21 protein-coding genes and 1 other annotated feature are annotated in these 16,442 nt (G+C 26.8%); of the genes, 13 read left to right on the forward strand and 8 right to left on the reverse strand.

Features of this window, described 5'->3' with window-relative positions; translation table 11 throughout:
* Nucleotides 1-585: 585 nt before the first annotated feature.
* Nucleotides 586-1,059: an ImmA/IrrE family metallo-endopeptidase gene (locus I1959_RS06585; RefSeq protein ID WP_195237575.1), complete on the reverse strand. Its 474-nt coding sequence runs from the start codon at nt 1,057-1,059 to the stop codon at nt 586-588.
* 121 nt (nt 1,060-1,180) lie between these two features.
* Nucleotides 1,181-1,573: a helix-turn-helix domain-containing protein gene (locus I1959_RS06590; RefSeq protein WP_092926145.1), complete on the reverse strand. Its 393-nt coding sequence runs from the start codon at nt 1,571-1,573 to the stop codon at nt 1,181-1,183.
* Nucleotides 1,574-1,798: 225 nt separating this feature from the next.
* Between I1959_RS06590 and I1959_RS06595 the strand changes: the two genes are divergently transcribed.
* The 5 genes from I1959_RS06595 to I1959_RS06615 all read left to right on the forward strand — a co-directional run bounded on the left by I1959_RS06595 (nt 1,799) and on the right by I1959_RS06615 (nt 4,291).
* Nucleotides 1,799-2,017, forward strand: a complete 219-nt coding sequence (locus tag I1959_RS06595; protein ID WP_240275892.1) for a helix-turn-helix transcriptional regulator — start codon at nt 1,799-1,801, stop codon at nt 2,015-2,017.
* 43 nt (nt 2,018-2,060) lie between these two features.
* On the forward strand, nt 2,061-2,324 hold the full coding sequence (locus tag I1959_RS06600; protein WP_195237578.1) for a BRO family protein: 264 nt from the start codon (nt 2,061-2,063) through the stop codon (nt 2,322-2,324).
* Nucleotides 2,325-2,336: 12 nt separating this feature from the next.
* Nucleotides 2,337-3,269 carry a DnaD domain protein gene (locus I1959_RS06605; protein WP_195237587.1) on the forward strand — a complete coding sequence of 311 codons (933 nt, stop codon included), beginning with the start codon at nt 2,337-2,339 and terminating at the stop codon, nt 3,267-3,269.
* Nucleotides 3,250-3,951 carry an ATP-binding protein gene (locus tag I1959_RS06610; protein WP_243240014.1) on the forward strand — a complete coding sequence of 234 codons (702 nt, stop codon included), beginning with the start codon at nt 3,250-3,252 and terminating at the stop codon, nt 3,949-3,951. The genes I1959_RS06605 and I1959_RS06610 overlap by 20 nt, the downstream gene beginning before the upstream one ends.
* 73 nt (nt 3,952-4,024) lie before the next feature.
* A complete protein-coding gene (locus tag I1959_RS06615) occupies nt 4,025-4,291 on the forward strand; it encodes an RNA polymerase sigma factor region1.1 domain-containing protein (protein ID WP_092926135.1) in 267 nt (88 codons plus the stop codon).
* Between the two features lie 156 nt (nt 4,292-4,447).
* Here the strand turns inward: I1959_RS06615 and I1959_RS06620 are convergent, their stop codons facing one another.
* The 4 genes from I1959_RS06620 to I1959_RS06635 form a co-directional block, all read right to left on the reverse strand.
* The gene (locus I1959_RS06620; RefSeq protein WP_166505296.1) at nt 4,448-4,594 is read right to left on the reverse strand and encodes a YvrJ family protein; all 147 of its coding nucleotides are present in this window, start codon (nt 4,592-4,594) and stop codon (nt 4,448-4,450) included.
* Between the two features lie 58 nt (nt 4,595-4,652).
* On the reverse strand, nt 4,653-4,880 hold the full coding sequence (locus I1959_RS06625; RefSeq protein WP_195237589.1) for a DUF2922 domain-containing protein: 228 nt from the start codon (nt 4,878-4,880) through the stop codon (nt 4,653-4,655).
* A gap of 85 nt (nt 4,881-4,965) precedes the next feature.
* Nucleotides 4,966-5,190 carry a DUF1659 domain-containing protein gene (locus tag I1959_RS06630; protein ID WP_195237591.1) on the reverse strand — a complete coding sequence of 75 codons (225 nt, stop codon included), beginning with the start codon at nt 5,188-5,190 and terminating at the stop codon, nt 4,966-4,968.
* A gap of 165 nt (nt 5,191-5,355) precedes the next feature.
* Nucleotides 5,356-6,021 (reverse strand): N-acetylmuramoyl-L-alanine amidase family protein, encoded by a 666-nt coding sequence (locus I1959_RS06635; protein WP_195237593.1) that lies wholly within the window; start codon nt 6,019-6,021, stop codon nt 5,356-5,358.
* A gap of 161 nt (nt 6,022-6,182) precedes the next feature.
* On the opposite strand from I1959_RS06635, the gene I1959_RS06640 reads away from it, so the two are divergent.
* Both I1959_RS06640 and I1959_RS06645 read left to right on the forward strand, forming a co-directional pair.
* Complete coding sequence (locus I1959_RS06640) at nt 6,183-6,491, forward strand: hypothetical protein (RefSeq protein ID WP_195237595.1); 309 nt, start codon at nt 6,183-6,185, stop codon at nt 6,489-6,491.
* Nucleotides 6,492-6,552: 61 nt separating this feature from the next.
* Nucleotides 6,553-7,143 (forward strand): hypothetical protein, encoded by a 591-nt coding sequence (locus I1959_RS06645; RefSeq protein ID WP_195237596.1) that lies wholly within the window; start codon nt 6,553-6,555, stop codon nt 7,141-7,143.
* 574 nt (nt 7,144-7,717) lie between these two features.
* Here I1959_RS06645 and I1959_RS06650 read toward each other — a convergent pair.
* Complete coding sequence (locus tag I1959_RS06650; RefSeq protein ID WP_195237598.1) at nt 7,718-9,316, reverse strand: peptide chain release factor 3; 1,599 nt, start codon at nt 9,314-9,316, stop codon at nt 7,718-7,720.
* Nucleotides 9,317-9,695: 379 nt separating this feature from the next.
* Here I1959_RS06650 and I1959_RS06655 point away from each other — a divergent pair, with 379 nt between their 5' ends.
* The 4 genes from I1959_RS06655 (at nt 9,696) to rocF (ending at nt 13,265) form a co-directional block, all read left to right on the forward strand.
* On the forward strand, nt 9,696-10,367 hold the full coding sequence (locus I1959_RS06655) for a YkgJ family cysteine cluster protein (protein ID WP_195237600.1): 672 nt from the start codon (nt 9,696-9,698) through the stop codon (nt 10,365-10,367).
* A gap of 368 nt (nt 10,368-10,735) precedes the next feature.
* The gene (locus I1959_RS06660; protein WP_092926106.1) at nt 10,736-10,999 is read left to right on the forward strand and encodes a Mor transcription activator family protein; all 264 of its coding nucleotides are present in this window, start codon (nt 10,736-10,738) and stop codon (nt 10,997-10,999) included.
* A 153-nt stretch (nt 11,000-11,152) separates the two neighbouring features.
* The gene (locus I1959_RS06665; RefSeq protein WP_195237604.1) at nt 11,153-12,103 is read left to right on the forward strand and encodes an aminotransferase class IV; all 951 of its coding nucleotides are present in this window, start codon (nt 11,153-11,155) and stop codon (nt 12,101-12,103) included.
* A gap of 253 nt (nt 12,104-12,356) precedes the next feature.
* On the forward strand, nt 12,357-13,265 hold the full coding sequence (gene rocF, locus I1959_RS06670) for an arginase (protein ID WP_195237610.1): 909 nt from the start codon (nt 12,357-12,359) through the stop codon (nt 13,263-13,265).
* Nucleotides 13,266-13,577: 312 nt separating this feature from the next.
* On the opposite strand, the gene I1959_RS06675 is transcribed toward rocF, so the two are convergent.
* Nucleotides 13,578-14,117: a tryptophan transporter gene (locus I1959_RS06675; RefSeq protein ID WP_195237611.1), complete on the reverse strand. Its 540-nt coding sequence runs from the start codon at nt 14,115-14,117 to the stop codon at nt 13,578-13,580.
* A gap of 153 nt (nt 14,118-14,270) precedes the next feature.
* Nucleotides 14,271-14,563: a binding site (T-box leader), on the reverse strand.
* A 182-nt stretch (nt 14,564-14,745) separates the two neighbouring features.
* Between I1959_RS06675 and bioB the strand changes: the two genes are divergently transcribed.
* Together bioB and bioD are read left to right on the forward strand one after the other, a co-directional pair.
* Nucleotides 14,746-15,696: a biotin synthase BioB gene (gene bioB / locus I1959_RS06680; protein WP_195237612.1), complete on the forward strand. Its 951-nt coding sequence runs from the start codon at nt 14,746-14,748 to the stop codon at nt 15,694-15,696.
* On the forward strand, nt 15,683-16,414 hold the full coding sequence (bioD, locus tag I1959_RS06685; protein WP_195237613.1) for a dethiobiotin synthase: 732 nt from the start codon (nt 15,683-15,685) through the stop codon (nt 16,412-16,414). The genes bioB and bioD overlap by 14 nt, the downstream gene beginning before the upstream one ends.
* The last annotated feature ends 28 nt before the right edge of the window (nt 16,415-16,442 follow it).

Below are 16,442 nucleotides of genomic sequence, written 5' to 3' on the forward strand. Positions count from 1 at the left end.
TTTTACTTTATTTATTTAAAAATTAATATAAATTTTACTTTATTTATTTAAAAATTATTCAAAAATTTAAAAATTATTTAAAAATTTAAAAATAGATATTAAAAATATAACTATGATAAGCACATAAATAGTAAGCTGGAGATATATTAAATTAAAAAAATTATAATAATATCATTTAGAAGATTAGAAAATATTGATAATTTAATTTATAATAATAATTGGACACAGTGCATAATATTGAGAAATAGGTTTAATTATGAAACATTTAAAACATCTACTCAAATAATAAAAGATGAATTAAATAAGATACACAAATTTATAGATATTCTCCACATATTTATATTTATGACACTATCAAGTAGAGACTCATAAAAAAAGCTTATGCGGCATGTGTTTCATATTCAATTGAACTCATGCCGCTATTTATTTGTTATTACTAAAAGTAGTTAGTCTTAAAAATATATGAGGGATATTAAAACATGTTTTCTATACCTTTAAGACTAAAGCAATAATAATTAATAAAAACAAACTTATGTTCTATGAAAAGGCAAAAAAATAATTAATTACAGTATTATTGTTCTTTTATTACCAAAACTTATTTAATCTTTTTCTAAAATTATTAAGTTTAAGTTCAACAAACCTTTGTGGAACTTTTTCACAACTTGCTATAAATCCATTGTTTCTACCCATATATTTATAATATATATCATCACTTAGTAAAAGCTCAGAAGCTAAGGTATCAGCTTCTATTTCTAGAGTACCAAGTCTAAAATATGTATAAGTAGCTAAAAATAAAGCATTAGTAGTAGGATGAAGTATAGCATGTCCTAACTCATGAGCATAAACCTCACGACGACATTCATCATTTAAATCAGGATGAATAAGAATGACTTTATCCCCATTAATCATGCCATAACATCCTTTTAATTTATTTATATCTGTATCATTAGATAAAAAACCTAATTTAATCCCCATTGCATCTATAAGTTCTTTTGGATCAGAAGTATCATAACAGTATGTAATTCTTCTAATTGCCTCTCTTATATGATTTATATTCACTAAAAGTCCTCCCCCTTTATAATCAATATATAAGTTTACTTATCTTAAGCTATATGCTGGTTATATAATTAATAATGACTTTATTTAAGTAGGTATGTAGAATTTACATACCTACTTAAAATTAATCATTATCTTTTTCTAGAGCCATTAACATACCAACCTTCATAGCTTTTAGTATGTGATCTATATCTTCTTTAGTAGCAGGTTTACCATAAAGCATTAAACCGTCTTGTTTTAACATTTCCTTAGTATTTTCATATATACTTTCAACGTTTTTGTTCATATCATCTTTTAAAGTCTTATAATTTCTAATATCTGTTATACCAAGTAAATAGTCAGTAGATACTTCTAAAATTTCTGCTAACTTTGAAAGTGTAGCAGCTTTAGGTTCTCTAAGTCCATTTTCATATCTTGATAGAGTTGCTTCATTTATTTCAGCTTTTTCGCACAATTCTTTCTGATTCATACCTAAATAACGTCTTGCCTTTGTTATTCTTTCTCCGATGCTTTCCATTAATATCACCTCTAAAAATATTATAGTATATATTTACCAGTAAGGAAAGAAAAATTAACAAATGGTAAGATACAAATATATATTACCATAAAGTAATATATATTTACTAAATGGTAAATTAAAGTATAAATTTATACAAATGGTCAAGTTTTTTCTTGACTATGGATATTACTTCCAGTTAATATTAAATTACAGAAAGGCAGTAAAGTTATGGAGGGGATAAAATTGAAATTAAGATTACTTAAATCAAAGAGGGTACTTAAGGGGTTATACCAATATGAGCTAGCAGAGAAGATGGGAATTTCTCATAAGACATACAACTTTAAGGAAAATGGCAAAATAGTGTTTACTGTTGGAGAGATATTAAAAGTAATTGAATGTTTGGATTTAACACTTGATGAAGCTAATGATATTTTTTTCTCTAATAAATTACCAAAGAGCTAAAAAAAATAAAAATATGCTGATATAGAAAATAAGGGGGATACAAATGAATGATTTAAAGATATTTTCAAATGAAGAATTTGGAGAAATAAATGTAGTAGTAATAAATAAAAAAGAATATTTTGAGGCTATACCAATAGCAAGGGCATTAGGATACTCAAATCCAGGAGATGCAATAATTAGATTATGCAAAAAAGAGGGTGTCGAGTTTTTAGACGTAGGGGTAGTTAAAGGTAGTATTGATAATGATATGTTTTTAGTAGATAATTCACTAGATACTATAGAAATTGAAGAAGAAAGTTTAAACTAAGGGGGATTTTATATGGCAATATTTAGACATGTAAGAACTGAATTTTGGAAAGATGAAAAAGTATTAGAAGAGATGACACCAGAGGACAAGCTATTTTTCTTATATATTTTAACTAATACAAACACAACACAAATAGGAATATATAAAATACCTAAAAAGCAAATAGCATTTGAATTGGGGTATTCAGTAGAAAGTATAAATATACTTATAGATAGATTTGAAAATTACTACAAAATTATAAGATATAATCAACAAACACGTGAATTAGCCATAAGACGATGGGGAAAATACAATCTAGTAAAAGGTGGAAAGCCAATAATAGACTGTGTAAAAAAAGAAGTCAAGGAAGTAAAGGATAAGAGCTTATTAGCTTATATAGCACAATATATAGATAAAGAAGAGATAAAAAGAGAGTTTGAAAAGTATATAGACGATACGTGTAACGATTCGTTGGATAGTATATCTACCATAGGTGGGCAAAAAGAAAAAGAAGAAGAAAAAGAAGAAGAAAAAGAAGAAGAAAAAGAAAATGAATACTTATCGTATTCTTCATCTTTAAGTAAGTTTAAAAAATTATATGAAGAAAATGTAGGATTTATAAACGGTATAGTAGCACAGTGGCTAATAGATATTACAGAAACTATAGATTATGAATTATTTAAAAGAGCTATAGAAATTGCTACAGATAGAGGTAAGTGTAACAAAGGATATGTAAATGGAATAATAAAGCAATGGAATGATAATAACATAAAAAGTTATAGTGATTTATTAGCATATGAAAAAAGCTTAAAGAACAGGGGAGATAAATATGGAAAGGGTAGTAACAACTATAGAAACAATGAATATGCCACATATGATGAAGGAGAGGATGAAGACATTTATAGAAAGCCAACACCAGAAGAAATTGCAGAAGTTGAACGGGAGTTTGGAAGGTTTAGAAGCTAAAGTTAGTGAGTATAGATGTGATAAGTGTAGAGATATGACTTTTATTATAGATGAAGGTGTTGCAATTCCTTGTGTATGTAGGCAAGTAAGGATAGCTGAAGATATTTTAATAAAAAGTGGTATAAGTGAAGAGTTTAGAAACAAGAGATTTAGCAACTTTGTTTATGATATAGAAAAACAAATTATATGTGCTTATAAAGAAGCTTGTAATTATTCAAGAAACTTTAAAGATATTGAAAAGGATAGATGTAACTCTATAATGTTTATAGGACAAGTTGGGTGTGGAAAAACCCATCTTTGCCTGGCTATAGCTAATGAGCTTATGGATGATGGGGTAGGTGTTGTGTATATGGGGTATAGGGATGTTATTACTAAACTTAAGCAAAATATTATGGATGAGGCTTATTATAATAGGGTGATGAACAGATATAAAAATGCTAGGGTGCTTTTGATTGATGATTTGTTTAAGGGCAGGATTAGTGATAGTGATGTTAATATTATCTTTGAGATTGTTAATCATAGGTATTTTAATAATTTGCCACTTATTGTTAGTTCGGAAAAAAGTGTTGAGGAACTTATAGGTATTGATGAGGCTATTGGTAGTAGGATTATTGAAATGAGTAAAAATTATTTAGTAAAGATTATTGGAAAGAAATTAAATTTTAGAATATATGGAAAATAAAATTATAATTATAGGTTGAAATTTGTTATAATTAGAATCAGGATATATAGACTAAACATAAGGGGAGATTAAAATGAACGAAAAATTAAAGCAAGAAGTAATGGATGAATTTATAAATTTATTTAAAGAACTTGATAAAGGTGAAATGAAAAAAGTGATTGAATTTATAGAAAAATTAATGGTAGGAGAGTTAGCTGATTTAATAGAAAAAGGTAAAAAAGAAGGTATTCTTACAAAAGTAGAGATAGTAAATGCTTTTAAAAAAGCTAATCTTGATGAGGTACAAATGAACTACTTATATAATAGAATAGTTGATTTAGGAATAACAATAAGTGAATAATATATAAAACTTAAGGAATATAAAAAAGACAGGCTTTAGTTGCCTGTCTTTTGATTTATTAAGTCATTTTAAATATAAAAAGTACAAAGTAGATTTATATTAGTAGGATATTTAGAGCATTTCCTAAAATGGAATAATTATACATTATTATAAAAATTATTTCATACCGATAATGGTTTTAGATAATTCATTAATACTATCAGATAGAACCTGAAGCTTTCCCTCAATCCTTACAAGTAAATACATACTAAGGGCTATAGGAAAGCCAACAGAAGCTATAAGAGTTTGTAATTCAGAATTCACAAAAACACATCCCTTCAATAAATTAAAAGCTATGCTAAAAATAGCATAGCCTTATTAATTATAAAACTAAGTCATACTCAGTAGTTCCAGTTTCAACAACCTTAGCTTCTACTAAAGATGCAAAGTTTTCTCCAGCTGGTTTAAATATATTTTTAGAAAGTATAGTAGTCATAGCTGTTTTTATCTCAGTTTCAGTTAAATTTTCTCTAGGATCATCTACTGATATAGAAACTCTTTTTCCTGATGTCGTCATAAAACTCATTAACAATCTCTTTGAAACTTCCATAATACACCTCCATATAATTTAATAAACTTGAGCAACGGATATGACTGAAGTAGTTCGCCCACACGTTGCTCAAGCGAAGCGAATTTTATTCTGATAATGTAGTATTGTCTATTATAGCTACTTCAAGTAGTGTATTGTTTTGAAGTGATGCTATAACAGCTCCAACGGCATATATATCATCATTTGTTGCTTCTGGATCTACATTAGAGTAAGTTTTACTTTTTATTTTTGTTTTTCCAGTTACATCATCAAGCCCACAGTCAAATCTTATTTTTAATCCTGATGGATTTTTAGTTGCAGTTACTGCCATAAGTATTCCTCCTTTGTTTTTAGTGAAGTTTTATACTTCTTGATAATAAGTATAGGTAAACTTAGTTTTTAAAGACATTAAAGTTTTTTATGAAAATATTTAAATACCAGGGGTATGAAAACGCGACGTAGGGTATTTTGAGTATGAAAGCACGACGTAGGGGTACTAGATTATATAAGTGTCATTAAAGCCTTTGGATATTGCTTTATTCTTAAGATTTACAGCATTAGTTTTATTTTTAAATGCTCCTATACATACTCTATAAAAATTCGAGTTATTCATTTTATCTATTATTGATTTATCCACAAATGAAAGTAGACTAGATGATATGGAGTCTGCTATGTCTTTTATATACTTAGGAGAAGCTAAGTTATTTTCAACAACAGAGTTTGATATAAAGTCTATCTCTATTAAAAGAGCAGGCATTTTAGTTTTTCTAAGTACAGAGAAGTCTTTTGATATTTTAACCCCTCGGTTAGGTGTATTTATAGTTTTTGATAAGTTTGAGCATATGTTTTTAGCTAGGGGGTATACTTTACTATTTTCATCGTATATCCATACTTCACATCCTTTTGCTGATTTGTTAGTTGATGAGTTCATGTGAAGGCTTACGAAGTAGTCACAGTTTGACTTGTTTGCTAGTTGGCTTCTATAGTCTAGGGAGTAGTATTTGTCAGTTTTTCTAGTTGTTATTACTTTTTCAAAAGCTTCTTCTAGATTAGCTTTTATTATCATTCCTATTTTTAACACTGTATCACTTTCTTTGGTTGAGTTAGTTCCTAATGCTCCTGGGTCTTTGCCACCATGTCCAAAGTCTAAGTACCATTTCATATTATTTACCTCCTAGGTTTTTACTCAAATTTTATAATTAAAAATAGAAAGAAGTATATGAAAAAACTTAAGAATTAAAGTATACTTTAAGTTAGAGTATTTAACTAAGGAGGATTTACCTGAGTCTATCTAATGATGAAATACTTAATAGTAATAGTTATGTGATTTTTAATCCAAATTTTGGTAGATTAATGACAGAGATTAAAGCAGATGGAGATATTATAATAGATGGTTGCTTATTTGATTTTAAAACTAGAAAAAGGCAAAATATTGCAGAAGATTTAAAACAGTTGATAGTATATGAAACATTAAATGAGATTAATAAAGGTGATATCTTGGTTAAAGGAGTAAATATTTCAAGTTTAGGTTCATTTAACCCTAGATTTACAGATGTTTTCACTGTTGATATTAATGAAATTAACATGGAATATTTGACAAAGTTGAAAGAATACATTAAAAATAAGAAGTAGAGTAAGAAATAACAAATATAATTAAACAAATTATATTTATATAGAAGGAGAAAAATTTGTAATGAAATTAAATAATACAGTGAAGCTATTATTAGCATCTTTAGGTATAATAACTTGTATCAGTATTATAGGAATAAATACTATTGTAAAAAATAACAGAGAAGAAGTAAGCAGACTAGAAAAAGAGAAGTTAGAACAAAAGGTAAATGATTTAGAAAAACAGCTTAAAGACCAAGAAGAAAGTACAAAAAATAAAGAAAGTATTAAAGAAGAAGTAAAACCAGAAGAAGTTAATGAGGATGAGGCAGTTGCACAACAACAAATGTCAGCTATGGATATGTATAATCAAGCTGTAAATGAGCACTCTCATTTAGCAGTTAACAGATTCTTTAATTACTACATGGCTGTGTATGGAGAAATAGAAAATAACTATTATAATTATCCAGTTAAAGACATGTATGAGGTAGCTGATAAATTCTTAAATCTTTTATATGGTGATATTAAAGACAATGGTGGTTTATCTGATAAGCTATTGCAAGAACAAAGAGACTGGGTAGATTATAAGTCAAATAACTTTAATAAAAATGACTACGCTGAACTTTATACATATACAATGAATAGATGTAAATACTTCATATCAATGTATAAATAATACTAATAAAAAGCCATGTTTATATAATAGGTATGGCTTTTTATTATATTTAAATCCCATATAAAATACTAAGAGGAACGAAACGTTCCTCTAGAAATAACCAAGGAGATAAAAGTGACAATTTCAAATAAACTAATAACAAACACCCAAAACTAAAACCTACTAAACGAACTACCAAAAAGACTAAAAGAATGCAAATCATTCTACTTAAGCGTAGCCTTCATAAACTTTAGCGGACTGCAACTACTAGACACACTAAAAGAACTAGAAGTAAAAGGAGTACCAGCTAAAATAATAACATCAACATACCTAAACTTCACAAACCCAAAAGCACTAGATAAAATAAGAAGCTCCATTTATACAAGACGTAATAAAAAAATACAACAACCTTTGGGAAATAAGTGAAAATGTAGATGATGAATTCCTAGAAAAGTATGAAGCTTTTAATATGCAATTAATCCCCCTACGTTTAAAAATAGACGTAGGGGGATTAATATTTATTTTTAGCAACGGACGAAGTCGTTGGCGACATGAAATTATTCGCCCACACAGTGGCTCAAGCGAAGCGAATTTTTTATAAAGAAGTTTCTTTTAAAACTATATTTTCATTTCTCTCAATTAGAGTTCTAATAGACCATTCATTTTGGAATAACACTACTGGATTGCTATTTTTATCCTCAACTAATAATGTATCCATTGGCATTGAAAGCTTACCATATTTGGAAAGATCATTTTCAACCCAACGTACATAGCGATAAGGTAGTGAATTCATTAACATCTCTACACCATATTCTTGTTTTAGACGATATTCTAAAACTTCAAACTGTAAAACTCCAACTACACCTATAATAAGTTCTTCCATACCAGAATTAGGTTGTTTAAATACCTGTATAGCACCTTCTTCTGATAACTGTGTAATACCCTTTACGAACTGCTTTCTCTTAAGAGCATTTTTTGTAGATACTCTTGCAAAATATTCAGGCGCAAATTGTGGTATACCACTGTATTGTAAATTTGATTGCTTTTCACTTAATGTATCACCAATATTAAATATTCCTGGGTCATGTATACCTATAATGTCACCTGGGTAAGCAGTATCTATTATAACACGGTCTTGTGCTACAAACTGTTGAGGTTGAGAAAGTTTTATCTTTTTCTTTCTTTGTACATGATTTACTGTCATACCTTTTTCAAATTTACCAGAGCAAATTCGAAGGAATGCAATTCTATCTCTATGAGATTTATCCATATTGGCTTGAATTTTAAATATAAATCCTGAGAAGTTATCCGAACTAGGGTCAATATCACCTAAATTACTACTACGAGGAGTTGGTGGTGGTGTTATTTCTAGGAACGATTCTAAGAATGGTTCTACACCAAAGTTAGTAAGGGCACTTCCGAAGAACACAGGTGTTAATTCACCATTTAATATTTTATCTAAGTCAAAATTATCTCCAGCAATATCTAAAAGTTCAATATCTTCTAGTAATTTTGAATGAAGAGCATCACCTAATAAAGTATTAAATTTTTCATCAGATACATCTCCAGTTATAGAACTAGCAATAGATTGTCCATGGTTACCATCATCAAATAATTCAACTTGATTTTTATGACGATTAAACACACCTTTAAATTCTTTACCAGAACCAATTGGCCAGTTTACTGGACAAGAACGAATTCCTAAGACATTTTCAATATCTTCAAGTAGCTCAAATGGATCTTTTCCTTGACGGTCCATTTTATTGATGAAAGTGAATATTGGAATTCCTCTCATTTTACAAACATGGAATAATTTCTTTGTCTGATCCTCAACACCTTTAGCAGAGTCAATAACCATTACTGCACAGTCTGCTGCCATAAGAGTTCTATAAGTGTCCTCACTGAAATCTTGATGCCCAGGAGTATCAAGTATATTTATGCAAAAGTTATTATATTCAAATTGAAGAACACTTGATGCAACTGATATACCTCTTTGTTTTTCAATTTCCATCCAGTCAGATACTGCATGTTTTTGAGATCTTCTTGATTTAACTGATCCTGCTTCACGAATGGCACCACCATATAATAGAAACTTTTCAGTTAATGTAGTCTTTCCTGCATCGGGATGGGAAATGATTGCAAAGGTTCTTCTTCTTTTAACCTCATCAATCAAGCTTAAATTTTGTTGTGTCATTTTTTATCATCCTTTATTTTAATTTTATGATTATATAAATATAAAAAGTTATACTTAATAGTTTTAAAATGAACATAATTTTCCATGTACTATAAAAAACTACAGTCTTTTTGATATTATAACTTTATTTAAAAACTGTCAATATAGAAAGCAACTAAATGCTACATACTGTAATGATTTCTTTGTGAAAATATTATGAAAATAGTTTTACTATTTTACTGTATAACACAAAGTCCTCTTTAAGATTAAGAGGATTTTTTTATATAAAAACTAGACTATATAATATAGGATGATGATAAGTTGTAAGAATATTTTTAGTATGGTAATATCTTATTTGAAATTTAATAAAATCTAAATAATAAATGAGGATGAGAAATATATGAAACGAATAAATATACTAGAAGAAATATCAGATGGAAAATTATATGACATTGAAGACACAGTAAAAGCAGATACATGTGGTTGCGATGGATGTAATGATTGTTGTTGTGATGTTGGAGAACTAGTAGTGCTTACACCTTTTGATATATATGAAATGGTGAATTATTTAGGTGTAGGATTTGATGAATTACTAGGAAACCAAATTAAATTACGTGAAAACAACAAAATTTTATTACCATATTTAAATATGCAAGATGATAATAAGAAAAGATGTAGCTTTTTAAACGAAGAAGGGCGATGTACTATTCATGCTAAACGTCCAAATATTTGTCGTTTATTCCCTCTTGGAAGAGTGTACAAAGATGATGATTTTAAGTACTTTTTACAGGTAGGAAATTGCCCTAAAGAAAATTTAAAAGATGTTAAGGTTAAAACGTGGGTAGGAATTGAAAACTATGATGAAAATAAGAAATTTATTTTAGAGTGGCATAAATTTATTAAGGCATTAACTTTCCGTTTAAAATTTGTAAGAGATGAGAGTGAAATAAAAGAAATAAATGAAATTTTACTAGATGAATTTTATCGTATTAAGATAGATGAAGGAGAGAATTTTTACTTTGTATTTACAAAAAATTTACCTAATATAAAAAATAGATTAGGTGTTATTTAAAAAGAGTATAGAAAAAATAAAGAAGTATAAATAGCAAAGTCACCATTATATATTAAATAATTTAAAATATAGTCCTATAATAAAATAAGAAATCAAGCTTTTAGCGTTAGTTAGGAGCTTGATTTTTTAAAATACTTTTAATTATTATATAAAGATAAGTTTTCATCTTTTGATTTTCATAAAATGATTATATAACGTATATTAATATATAGCTAGACATAATTGAATATAATAGTGAAGCATAGAGAATATGATTAAAATAAATATTATGTTGAAATAAGCAGAATAAATAACGTTTATATAGGTATATATAGGTGGTAAAATAATTATAAGTATTACAATCTATATCTATTATATGGAGGAATATTATGCTTAAGTATCTAACTAAAGAAGATTTACCAGAGTCTTTAATTGATATTGAAGAAGTAATAGGACTTGATAATGTTAAGGAACTTATAAAATTAGCTGGTGGAAGTAGTGTTTATATACCTAGTGAAAATAGTGTATTAAAACCTATTAGAAATAAGATAATTAGAAAATCTTTTAATGGTAACTATAAAGAGCTATCTAGAAAGTTTGGTATAAGTGAAGTACAAGTTAGAAATATCATCAATTCAAATATAACATATTAAATACAAAGAGGAACGTTTCGTTCCTCTTTACTTGTAAACTTAAAATATAAAAATTTCCTGGTAGAAATATATAGATTATAATTTATATGTTTTGTATTAAAAATAAAATAATAACATATATATAATTAAATATAAAACTAGGGGGGATAATCTATGAAGTATGCTGATTTAGACTGGAAAAACCTAGGATTTAAATATAGAGAAACAGATTATAGTTATATATCTAGATATATAGCTAATGATTGGGATGAAGGTAAAGTAAAAAAAGATAGACTAAGTATAGATGAAAAAAAATTAGATATAGATTATATAAAACAGTGTTTCGAAGGACTAAAAGCTTATAGAAGTAAAGAAGGAGATATATACTTATTTAGACCTTATGAAAATATAGTGAGATTAAATAGAAATTGTGAAAAGCTATTAATCCCAAATATACCAAAAGAAAAGTTTATAAAAGCATTAAAAGATGTAGTGAGAGCTAATGAAAGATTTATACCACCATATGATAGTAAAGCTAGTTTATATATAAGACCATTTATAAGTAAAATATCAAACCAATCAAACCTTAAAATACCAAAAGAATACATATTTTCTATATATGTAACGCCAGTAGGACCTACACCTATGAATCTTTCAAATATTATAATAAGCAAAGATAGGAAAAGAATAGATGAAGTCAGTAATAGTACTAAAAGCTTAAAAGACAAAGAACTTATATATATAAATAAAAATAACAAACTTGAAGACATAAATAATACAAATCTTTTTGCTATAACTAAAAATGATGTGTTTATAAGTTTAAAATCTTCATCAGGACTACCTAGTATAACAAAAAATTCTCTTATGTATATTGCTAAAAACTATTTAAATATGAAGGTAGAAGAAAGAGATATATATTTAGATGAAATAGATAACTTTTGTGAAATTGGAACTTGTTCTACTAAATATATGATAAAGCCTATAAAAAGTATTATATATGAAGATAAAGAGTATATAGTGCAAAATAATAAGATTGGACCTGTTACTAATGAACTTTATGATATATTAAGAGGAATACAATATAAAGATATACAAGGACCAAAAGATTGGGTCATTAAAGTTTAATTAGAATACTAGAGGGCTTTGATGTAGCTTATAAATATGTTATATAAAAATAGGGAGCTAAAAACTAGCTCTCTATTTTTATATAACATGGATGGATTTAGATTATTATTAAAAAATAATAAGATAAAAGGACAAGCTAAATAGTAATTAATAAAAATAGCTTAAGAATAACTTATAAAATGCATCATAAAATAATTACTAGTAAAGGTAGATTTTTAACTATAATAAGTAATTTCTACAAGGGGGATTTTTTATGAATGTAAATTTAATAGGTGTACCTACAAATCATGGATGTGACAGAAATGGAGCTCAATATGGGCCTAAAAAGCTTAGAGAAGCTAATATAGTAAACATAATGAAAAAAAGCGAACTAAGTATATATGATATGGGAGATATCTATGTAGAAGATATTAGAGAGGAAGATAAGTTTTTAAGCGATAAAAATATAAAGTACTATAATAGCATATATAATGTTAATCTAAATTTAGCACACATGGTATATACATCTCTAAATAATAAAGACTTTCCAATTATAATAGGTGGGGATCATAGTATAGCATTAGGAAGTATATCAGGTGCAAGTTCATACTTTAAAAATTTAGGGGTAGTTTGGATAGATGCACATGGAGACTTTAACACAGAAATAATATCAGAAAGTAAAAATTCTCATGGTATGCCTTTAGCTTTCTTATGTGGCTATGGAGATGAAAGATTAGTAAACTTATATAGGCATAAAACTAAACTACATGAAGAGAATGTATTTCATATAGGTGGAAGAGATATAGACATAGAGGAGAGAAAATTGTTAGACAATACTAAAGTTAGTATGTATGACAAAAATAGAATTAATAAATTAGGAATTGAAAAGATAATACATGAAATAATTGAAAAATGTAAAAAACAAAATGTAGATGCAATCCATATAAGTTTAGATATAGATTTTATGGATAAAGATATAGTTAAAGGAACAGGAACAAGAGTTAGTGATGGATATAGCATAGAGGATACAAAACTTATATTAAAAGAACTTATAAATAGTGGACTTGTTAAATCTATGGATTTTGTAGAATTTAATCCAATATTAGATGAAAACAATGAAACTCTTAATATATGTACGAACTTATTAGAATATACATCTAACTTAATTAAAAAGTTAAAATAAATAAAATAATTACAGATATATAAGTTATAAATAAGAACGATTTGTAGATAGATGCAATAGTATAGTAAGGGGTGAAGATATGACAAAAGCATATTATTGTCCTTACTGTAAAAACAGACTACAAGTAAAAACTTGTTGAGGTGGAGCAAAATATAGTTGCAGGTTCTGCAATAAGATAATTGAAAATGCTTATGTTTTGACAGAGGAGAAGTTAAGAGAAGAATTATATAAAAAATATAAATAAGTGTATAAATAATAAATAAAGCTACCTAATATTAGCTAAATTATAGGTAGCTTTATTTATTGTTTATTTTAAGCTCTAAAACTTCTTTTTAAAGATAAATTGACAATATTATATAAAAATATACCAACAAATAAGTTTATAATACAAGTAGGTAGTACTACTGTTAAAAATAAAGGTAAAAATGGAGCAGGAAGTCCTACTATAGCTTTAGCAGAGATTAAAAATATTGTACCACTAACTAAAGTACCAAAAGGTAGTATAATCATAGCTAATACACTTTCTTTTTTACTTTTAAGAAATTTATCTAAAAGCTTTATTTTATAAAACATAAACATTAGTAAATATATAAAATTAGCAGTTATAACTTTATCTAATAAATTTGGTATTTGGCCACCTGGAAACTTTGTAGTTAAAGCTGTAAATATTCCAGTGACAATTGCAGATATTACACAAGTTTTATAATCATCTTTATTAAGCATCATTACTATAAATAACATAGCAAGTGCAAAATCAGGTTGCATAGGTAAACCTAAAGTAGGGGTGATTTGATGAAGTATTAAACCTATAGCTAAAAGTATTGAATTTGTTGTTATTTTTTTTATTTTCATAAACGAAAAACCTCCTAAATTTTGATATTTTAATAAAATCTAACCAATGAGTGTTATTATCACAATCAATCTTTCATACCATAGAAATCACCTCCTTAAATGTATTTGTATATAAAATTTTATTTTATAAAATAAAAAAACTCCGTCCTAAATAAATAGGACGAAGTTTTCTCCGCGATGCCACCTAAATTGCAATTTATATACAGTGTGATATCAAATATAAATATATTTAACATAACACTAAATATAAAAATGCCTCTTAAATCAAGTACTAACATACTCTACCTTCTATAACGTGAAGGACACGGTAAATAGTACTCTCTAAATAGATTTCCCTTTACTCCTCAAAGGCCCATTCATTAAGTTTTTTCATGCTAAGATTCCACCGTCCCTAGCTCTCTATAACGAACCTAAACTTAACTACTACCCCTTATCAATGGATTAATATTTATTTATATTATGATATTAATAATTTTAAAATTTGTCAATATGAAAAAATAATTATGTAAAAAAAATAAGTTATATAAGAAATATATTTAATGTAAACCTAAAATAAAAAATAGGTTGACGTAAATGGAAAAGTAAACTACTATATAATTAGTACCAGGTAATAAAAGGAGAATACAAAATGTTATATGAAATGACAAATAAAATAAAAAATGGATATTTAATAAATAGAAAAGAAGCAATAAAACTATTAGACTATGACTTTGAAAGTTTAGGAAAGTTTGCAAATGAAATAAGAGAATATTTTTTACAAAATGAATTTGATATTTGCTCAATAGTTAATGGTAAAAGTGGAAAATGTAGTGAAGACTGTAAGTTCTGTGCACAGTCATCTTATCATACTACAGATATAGAAGTTTACCCATTAAAAGATACAGACTACTTTGTAGAAGATGCAAAATATCATAAAGATAGAGGTATAAAAAGATATTCAATAGTAACATCAGGAAAAAAATTAAGCAATATAGAAATAGATAAAATAGTAAACTCCTATAAGGCTATAAACAAATATGTAGACATAAAAACATGCGCATCACATGGTTTACTTAGTAAAGAAGATTTAAGAAAACTTAAAAAAGCTGGTGTCAAAAGATATCATAATAATTTAGAAACATCAAGAAATTACTTTGACAATATATGCACAACACACACTTATGAGGAAAAAATAAAAACTATAAAAGACGCACAAAGTGTAGGACTAGAAGTTTGTAGTGGAGGTATATTTGGTCTTGGAGAAAGTGAAATAGATAGAATTGATATGGCTTTTGAGATTAGAGATTTAGGGATAAAGTCGATACCACTTAATGCACTAGATTATATAAAAGGAACAAAAATAGATAGTAAATCTATTAAGGAAGAAGACTTTTTAAAGATGGTAGCTATATATAGATTTATAAACCCAAGTGCCCAAATAAGATTAGCAGGTGGTAGAAATTTACTAACAAACTATGGAGAATTAGCTTTTAAATGTGGTGCTAATGCTACTATAAGTGGTGATTTATTGACAACTTGTGGAAATAGCATAGCTGATGATATAAAAATGATAGAAAAATTAGGATTTGAAGTTAGATAATTTAAAAGATTGGATGATAAATATGGGACAAGGTATATTTGTAATAGGAACTAACACAGACATAGGAAAGACTTTTGTAAGTGGAGCTATAACTTATAAATTAAAAAAACATAATAAAAATGTAATAACATATAAGCCAATACAAAGTGGATGTATAGAAGAAAATATAAAAATAATACCGCCAGATATTAAATATATAAGAGATATTTGTGACTTAGATATAGATTACAATACTATGAATACTTACTGCCTAAAAACAGAAGTGTCACCTCATTTAGCGTGTAATATAGAAAATGTATATATAAATAAAGAAAATATAAAAAATCATTATAACAAACTTTTAAAAACATATGATTATGTTGTAGTTGAAGGCGCTGGAGGTATAGTTGTTCCAATAACTAATGATTATTTTATATATGACCTTATAAAAGACTTAAATATGGATGTAGTAATAGTAGCAAGTGCATCTGTTGGAACTATAAACCATAGTGTACTAACCTATGAGTTTTTAAAGTCTAAGAATATAAAATGCAGAGGAATATTTATAAATAATTACAATAATCAGTTTTATGAAGATGACAATATAAAAATGATAGAAAAAATAACCAACCTTAAGGTACTAGGTATTTTAAATAAAATTAAAGAGTTTAATAAAGAAAGTATATGTAAAGAATACGACAAACTTAATTTAGAAAATATACTTTCATTATTTGAGTAAAAATTGTATTAAACATAGATGATTTTTA

The organism is Romboutsia sp. 1001285H_161024_C4, from assembly GCF_015550185.1.
GTDB lineage: Bacteria > Bacillota > Clostridia > Peptostreptococcales > Peptostreptococcaceae > Romboutsia_C > Romboutsia_C hominis.

Bases quoted from the DNA above. Each gene is read 5' to 3' on its own strand.
- I1959_RS06590 (WP_092926145.1), bottom strand. From the start codon at position 1,573: ATGGAAAGCATCGGAGAAAGAATAACAAAGGCAAGACGTTATTTAGGT.
- I1959_RS06600 (WP_195237578.1), top strand. From the start codon at position 2,061: ATGAATGATTTAAAGATATTTTCAAATGAAGAATTTGGAGAAATAAAT.
- I1959_RS06605 (WP_195237587.1), top strand. From the start codon at position 2,337: ATGGCAATATTTAGACATGTAAGAACTGAATTTTGGAAAGATGAAAAA.
- I1959_RS06615 (WP_092926135.1), top strand. From the start codon at position 4,025: ATGAACGAAAAATTAAAGCAAGAAGTAATGGATGAATTTATAAATTTA.
- I1959_RS06625 (WP_195237589.1), bottom strand. From the start codon at position 4,880: ATGGAAGTTTCAAAGAGATTGTTAATGAGTTTTATGACGACATCAGGA.
- I1959_RS06630 (WP_195237591.1), bottom strand. From the start codon at position 5,190: ATGGCAGTAACTGCAACTAAAAATCCATCAGGATTAAAAATAAGATTT.
- I1959_RS06635 (WP_195237593.1), bottom strand. From the start codon at position 6,021: ATGAAATGGTACTTAGACTTTGGACATGGTGGCAAAGACCCAGGAGCA.
- I1959_RS06645 (WP_195237596.1), top strand. From the start codon at position 6,553: ATGAAATTAAATAATACAGTGAAGCTATTATTAGCATCTTTAGGTATA.
- I1959_RS06650 (WP_195237598.1), bottom strand. From the start codon at position 9,316: ATGACACAACAAAATTTAAGCTTGATTGATGAGGTTAAAAGAAGAAGA.
- I1959_RS06655 (WP_195237600.1), top strand. From the start codon at position 9,696: ATGAAACGAATAAATATACTAGAAGAAATATCAGATGGAAAATTATAT.
- I1959_RS06660 (WP_092926106.1), top strand. From the start codon at position 10,736: ATGCTTAAGTATCTAACTAAAGAAGATTTACCAGAGTCTTTAATTGAT.
- I1959_RS06665 (WP_195237604.1), top strand. From the start codon at position 11,153: ATGAAGTATGCTGATTTAGACTGGAAAAACCTAGGATTTAAATATAGA.
- rocF (WP_195237610.1), top strand. From the start codon at position 12,357: ATGAATGTAAATTTAATAGGTGTACCTACAAATCATGGATGTGACAGA.
- I1959_RS06675 (WP_195237611.1), bottom strand. From the start codon at position 14,117: ATGAAAATAAAAAAAATAACAACAAATTCAATACTTTTAGCTATAGGT.
- bioB (WP_195237612.1), top strand. From the start codon at position 14,746: ATGTTATATGAAATGACAAATAAAATAAAAAATGGATATTTAATAAAT.